Raw genomic sequence first — 1,102 nt, forward strand, 5'->3', positions numbered from 1 at the left:
GCTGAATTCAAGTTACTAATGCAACTTTTTGGTTAAACATATAATTTGGTGTTTCAAAATTAAATCTTTTTCTCGGACGGTTATTTAATTTTTCTTGTATTTCTATAATTCTTTCGACAGTTATTTCTTCAAAAGAGGTCGATTTGGGTATATACTGCCTTATAAGTCCATTTAGATTTTCATTTGCCCCACGTTGCCAAGGACTGTAAGGATTTGCAAAATAGAAGTCGATTTCTAATGCTGTTGCGATTTCTTGATGCATTGCAAACTCTTTTCCATTGTCGGATGTTAATGTAAACAAATAGGGCTTCCAGTTCTCGAGTAATTCAATTGTCGCTTGTTTAACCAATTCGCTTTCTTTAGCTTTTATTTTTTTCATCCTCAGTATACCAGTGGCTCTATCGTTTATGGTCACTATGACACCTTTGTGATTCTTCCCGATTATAGTATCTATCTCTAAATCTCCAAAACGTTGCTTTAAATCAACAATTTCAGGTCGATCTTCAATCGACCTTCTGTTACTTAAGATACCTCTGGAATCTTTATTACTTCCTCTTTTTCTATATCTTTTACCAGTTGTTCGGAGACCTAAATACAAATTCCCCTTGTCTTTTTTATCTTTCCAAATATGTTGATAAATAGACTCTGTTGACACACAAGACAATCCGTTTTTTGAGCAAACACCTACTATTTGTTCTGGACTTAACTCTTGTTGGAGGTATTCTTTAATCCTCTCTTTAATTTCAACTGTTAAATCATTTCTTTTGGTTTTGTCTTTTTGTCGTTTTTCATATTTCCGTTGAGCTAAATCAAAATCATAGTTACCACTGCGTAAATCACAATTACGTTTTAGCTCTCGTGTTAAAACTGACTTATCTTTTTTAATAACTATTGCTATTTCGCTTTTACTGAAATTCTGCTCTAATAATACACTAATAGTATACCTTTGTTCACTGGTTAAATGGCTCATTATTTACAACTTTGGTCAGGAGTAAATAAAGACAATTTATTCCATTCGAAGGAGAGGACTTTAATGTCCTTTCTTTTGAAAAAATTATCCTATCCCTTTTCCTGAGAGTTGCATTAACTAATTGAATCTAGT

Annotated in this window: 1 protein-coding gene; it reads right to left on the reverse strand. The window is 32.6% G+C overall.

Annotation, left to right across the window (positions count from 1 at the left end; translation table 11 throughout):
* Positions 1-7: 7 nt before the first annotated feature.
* The gene (locus ACEN2H_RS15605) at positions 8-973 is read right to left on the reverse strand and encodes an IS30 family transposase (protein ID WP_441733984.1); all 966 of its coding nucleotides are present in this window, start codon (positions 971-973) and stop codon (positions 8-10) included.
* Between the last annotated feature and the right edge of the window lie 129 nt (positions 974-1,102).

It is taken from the genome of Flavobacterium sp. W22_SRS_FP1, assembly GCF_052113685.1.
Taxonomy (GTDB): Bacteria; Bacteroidota; Bacteroidia; order Flavobacteriales; family Flavobacteriaceae; genus Flavobacterium.